Annotated in this window: 5 protein-coding genes and 2 pseudogenes; 5 read left to right on the top strand and 2 right to left on the bottom strand. The window is 61.4% G+C overall.

Translation table 11 applies throughout. The annotated features are described in order from the left end of the window. The 5 genes and pseudogenes from BG57_RS30465 to BG57_RS30450 form a co-directional block, all read left to right on the top strand. On the top strand, positions 1 to 452 hold a 452-nt coding region (locus tag BG57_RS30465; protein WP_035970941.1), incomplete at its 5' end, for an RES family NAD+ phosphorylase. Between the two features lie 89 nt (positions 453 to 541). Next, on the top strand, positions 542 to 820 hold the full coding sequence (locus BG57_RS32365; RefSeq protein WP_081851044.1) for a hypothetical protein: 279 nt from the start codon (positions 542 to 544) through the stop codon (positions 818 to 820). A 66-nt stretch (positions 821 to 886) separates the two neighbouring features. After that, positions 887 to 1231 carry a hypothetical protein gene (locus BG57_RS30460; RefSeq protein WP_035970939.1) on the top strand — a complete coding sequence of 115 codons (345 nt, stop codon included), beginning with the start codon at positions 887 to 889 and terminating at the stop codon, positions 1229 to 1231. Positions 1232 to 1306: 75 nt separating this feature from the next. Beyond that, positions 1307 to 2268 (top strand): annotated as a pseudogene (locus BG57_RS30455) (SOS response-associated peptidase family protein). 102 nt (positions 2269 to 2370) lie between these two features. Then, a complete protein-coding gene (locus BG57_RS30450; RefSeq protein WP_035970938.1) occupies positions 2371 to 2592 on the top strand; it encodes a hypothetical protein in 222 nt (73 codons plus the stop codon). 33 nt (positions 2593 to 2625) lie between these two features. Here BG57_RS30450 and ligD read toward each other — a convergent pair. Together ligD and BG57_RS30440 are read right to left on the bottom strand one after the other, a co-directional pair. After that, positions 2626 to 4142, bottom strand: a pseudogene (ligD, locus tag BG57_RS30445) (DNA ligase D). Positions 4143 to 4276: 134 nt separating this feature from the next. Further along, positions 4277 to 4671: ATP-binding protein (locus tag BG57_RS30440; RefSeq protein WP_035970937.1), on the bottom strand; the 395-nt coding region annotated here is incomplete at its 5' end.

Below are 4671 nucleotides of genomic sequence, written 5' to 3'. Positions count from 1 at the left end.
GGCGTCATCCGGTGTGGAGCGGCACCGGCGCGATGCTGGTTGGGGGACGTTTCAACAGTCCGGGCCGGCCAGTGATTTATGGGGCGCTGAATTTCGCCGGGGCTATGCTCGAGGTGCTGGTGCACGCGCGCATCGGTAAAGTGCCCAAGCATCATGTATGGGTGGAAGCGGAAGCGCCCGACGACGCGAGCATCGAGCGGGTAGGGGCCGACGATCTGCCGGCCGGCTGGGATGCGCCCGATGCGCAGGTTGCGCGGCGCTTCGGCGACCGGTGGATCGAGGAGGCGCGCTCGGCCATCCTGATCGTGCCGTCGGTGGTGGCAAGGGCGGAATGCAATGCCGTGGTCAATCCGGCGCATCCGGATGCCGCGCGCCTGGTGGTGTCGGCGCCGCAGCCAGTCGTATGGGATCAACGGTTGTTCGCGAGCGGGCGGGACGCATCGCCCGAATGAGCTCACCGTCGCCCCCTGAAAAGCATCGCTGAACGAGCCGCCTGTCGGGAGCCAGAGGCTCCCATTAAGGAACCAAGAAGAGCATCGCGATGGCCAATCAACCGCAACAGCTGACCCTGCCGCCGCCGCGCAGCTACACGCGCACCGACTTCACCGTATTGCGCGCATTCTCTACATCGAAATCTGCAACGTGGAATTGCGCCCTTTTTTCACAGCGTCGGCGAAATGATGAGTATGCTCAAGCCCATTGCCCGTCCAAACGGTGGATCGGTAAGACCTTCGGCCAGCGCGGTTCGAGTCGCGCAGCAGCGCAGGAAGCGGCGTTGATTCTCGCGCTTGCGTCCGCACCTGCAATGGACGAGGCGTAAAAAGCGCCTCGCTCAACATCGAGAAACGAAGGACGAGAGGAAACAACCCGAAGGAACAACCGCCGTATGGCTGAATCAGATATCGACGAGGTGTCGCAAGCGCGTGCAGAACTGCTTTGCTTCCTGGTCGCGACCGTCGCGGCATCGTACTCGCTGACCCACGAGTGGCGAGTCGATCATGTGGTGGAAAGTTGCCGCATCTGGCTTCGTCGTAACCACCTCTGGATGGACTGGCTCGAGCGTGTGCGACTCGGGCAACTGGCGCTCAAAATCGCGAATCGAGACCTCAAGGGCGCCGGGATCGCGGTGCGCCAGTCAAACGTGCAGGCGCTATTCACTGGCGACATGCAACTGAACTATGCGTGCACGGTCGTCCAGAGGATGATGGCGCTGTGCAAAGAGGCGCTCTGAAAGATCGGCATTGATGCGATCGGCAACGGAGCGCCGCAACCACGAACGCACGAAAGCACGAACGGGGGGACAGGCATGTATTATTCAGCGCAGATTCAGGCCGACTACCGTCGGTACGTGAAGATGTTCGGCGCGCAGATGGATATTCGCGAGTTCACGCGACTCTTCTGGGAACGCGCTGAGGGCAGCAAGGCCAAGATCCCGAAGGCGATGGAAGACGCCTTTCGCGAGCCTGCCACAGACGATGAGCGTCAGATCAAGACGTTCATCGACCGATTTAACGCGCAGCAGGCGACCCGGCTTGAACAGGAACTCTTCAAGCAACGCACGCGGCTGCGGATGCAGAGCGGTCGCTGCAAGCGAAGGTGACCAAGGCGGCAACCGAGAGCAAGCGCATTGCCACGGATAAGATCGACGCCGCGCTACGGTGCCTCACCGATCTCGGTCGATGCGAGTCGGAGCCCCGTGATTCGCGCATCTTTCCTGGCTACTACGCGCCGTTCCTGGTAATCGAAGACGGGCAGTATGTCGTCAAGCCAATGCGCTATCAATGCCGCATTGCAGGCGAACCTGCAAACTACGACATCGGCACCTACAACGCGCGGCGCGACAGCCTGGACAAGTTTTGGAAGCCCTGCTTTGGGTATACCCACGGCCTGCTGCTCGTCGATGTCTTCTACGAGAACGTCACGCGCGCGAAGTGCGAGAACACTTTGTTCGAAACGCATGACGGACCGCAGGCGCCGGGCGAGAACGTCGTCCTCGAGTTTCGTCCCAACAACGGGCAGCTGCTGATGGTCGCGTGCCTGTGGTCGAAGTGGACCGCGCCAGATCAGCCGGATCTGTTGTCTTTCGCGGCGATCACGGACGAGCCGCCCGCCGAGGTGGAAGCCGCGGGCCACGATCGCTGCATCGTGCCGATCAAGCGAGAGCACGTTGACGCCTGGTTGAATCCGCAGGCCTCCGACCTTGCCGCACTCGATGCCATTTTGGAAGATCGAGACCGGCCGTACTACGAGCATCGGCTTGCGGCGTAGTGGAGCAGCGGGCGAACAGCGGTGGTGCTTGGCCGCGACTCGCGGAAGGCTCGGAACGCTACTTGCTCGCCTGTCGTTGTTCTTTTCTCAGGAGATGAGACGATGGCAGGTGACAACTCGTATAAGCCCGGTGAAATCGTCAAGGTGTCCGGCATCTATTCCGTCGTTCGTGACGATGGCAAAGACACCTTCGAAGTGACGTGTGTCGAGGGTGAGCACTTCCCGCCGACGCGCAGCGGCAAGGGCGCCCACTTTGAACTGAAATACGGGGCGACCCATTCGCACAAGCATGGGGAGCTGAACGGCACCGAGGCGCGCGGCTAGCGTTCGATTCGCCAGCGCGAGAGTGCGACTTCTTTAGCGCTTCATACCGACCGCCCGGCGCATCGCGGCGGTGATTCCTTGTCGCGTGCGCCAGTAGCCTTCCCATGGATCGGTGGTGAGCGTCCGTTGTCGGTGGATGGCTTGCGCCATCGTCCATTGGTCGCCGCCCGTCACGTCATTCAACTCCTCCCATGAGATTGGCATCGACACCGCCATGCCGGGGCGAGCCCGCACTGAAAATGCGGCTACCGTGCTGGCACTTCGACCATTGCGCAAATAGTCGATGAAGATCTTCCCCACTCGGTTCTCCGGACCGAGGACCGCAGAAAAGCGCTGTGGCAACACGCGTGTCATGTGTTGGGCGACCGCCCGGGAGAACAGCTCGAACTCATCCCACCCCTGTCGGCGGTTGAGCGGCACAACGATGTGAAAGCCCTTGCCGCCGCTGGTTCTCGCGAACGAGCGGAATCCCAGTTCATCCAGCACCACCTTGACGAGCGCTGCGGCGTCCAAATGGCCGACCACGGCAAGGCTGGGTCGGGATCGAGGTCAAAGATGACGCGATCCGGATGCTCGAGATCAGGCGCCGCCCCGTTCCACGAGTGGATTTCGACGACGCTCATCCGAGCGAGTCCGACCAGCGCGTCGGCGGTGTTGGCGACCAGCAGCGGCTTGTGTCCTGGATACACGCTCGCAGGCAACTCTTCAACGCCGGGGATGCGCGCGCGTTCGGAATGCTTTTGAAAGAACAGCTCTCCGGCGATGCCGTCCGGCGCGCGCACGAGCGCAAGCGGTCGGGCATGCAGATAGGGCAGCGCCCACTCCGCGATGGCGTCGTAGTAACGCACGATGTCGAGCTTGGTGCGGCCCGAGGCTTGATCCATCACGCGTTGCGGATTGCTGATCTTGATGTCGCCGACGATGACCGTTCCGCGTGGACCGGGCCGTTCACGCGTCGAGCCAATTTGCTCAGGGCCACCGACCCACGGATTGGCCATGATCTTTTCTTCCGTCACCGCACGGGCCGGCTCGTCTTCGCGCAGCGCATGAAAGACCGGATGGCGGACTTCGCCGTTGGGCGTCCATTCGAGGAAGGCGACCTCCGCCACGATGTCAGGCTTGAGCCAGTAAAACTCGCGATCGCGCTCGGGTTCCGGCGCGTTATAAAAGGCCGGCTGGGCCTGCTGCAAACCCTGAACGCGCTTGCTAAAGGCAGCACTTCGCGCGGGCGTGAGGTGAGGCGCAACGTGGCCGGCATATCGGAGGGTGCCGTCTTGCTCGTAGACGCCCAGCAACAAGGCGCGCACGCCCGATTTCGCGCCCTTCACCCGGGAAAAACCGCCGACCACGAACTCCTGCCTGAGGTTGCATTTGAGTTTGATCCAGTCGTTTGAGCGTCCGGACCGGTATGGTGCGTCCGCCCGCTTGCCGATGATGCCTTCGAGCTGCATCTTGCAGGCAGAGGCCACAAGTGTGGCTGGATCCTCGGCGAAGTCGTCCGAGTAACGCAGGAGCGAACTGTCAACGCTTTGCATGAACTTCTGAAGCAATGCCCGACGCTGTCGCAACGGCTGTGCACGGATGTCGGTGCCGTTAAGCCAGAGAAGGTTGTCAACGGCACTCTGGAATTGATACAGGTTCTACCGGCATCGGCACTTCAGATTTGATACACCGGGTTGTAGTGTTATTGCGGTGCCGACCGCATTCCGTTGGCAGCGCTCTCCTTTGTTGTGGTCGATCGCTTCGTAACCAATCCGGCTCTCCGCTTGTCGCGTAGTCGATAGCTCTCGCCCTGGATCGCGACGACGTGAGCGTGATGCAATAGCCGGTCGAGCATGGCGGCAGTTAGCGTTGCGTCATCGGCGAACGTCTGGTCCCATTGCCCGAACGGAAGATTGCTAGTCACGATCAGACTGCCGCGCTCATACCGTTTGGCGATGATCTGGAAGAACAGGTTGGCTTGCTCACGGCTCATCGGCAGGTATCCGATGTCATCAATGATCAACAGCCTGTACGGATTGACGAACCGTTTGAGCGCGTCGCCCAGTTGATTCTGCCGATGTGCCGTGGTCAATATCA

The organism is Caballeronia grimmiae (assembly GCF_000698555.1).
GTDB classification, from domain to species: Bacteria; Pseudomonadota; Gammaproteobacteria; order Burkholderiales; family Burkholderiaceae; genus Caballeronia; species Caballeronia grimmiae.
This window is presented reverse-complemented; position numbering and strand designations above follow the sequence as displayed.

What these genes read in the sequence shown, in the direction of transcription:
- BG57_RS32365 (WP_081851044.1), top strand. Translation starts at nt 542, where the DNA reads ATGGCCAATCAACCGCAACAGCTGACCCTGCCGCCGCCGCGCAGCTAC.
- BG57_RS30450 (WP_035970938.1), top strand. Translation starts at nt 2,371, where the DNA reads ATGGCAGGTGACAACTCGTATAAGCCCGGTGAAATCGTCAAGGTGTCC.
- BG57_RS30460 (WP_035970939.1), top strand. Translation starts at nt 887, where the DNA reads ATGGCTGAATCAGATATCGACGAGGTGTCGCAAGCGCGTGCAGAACTG.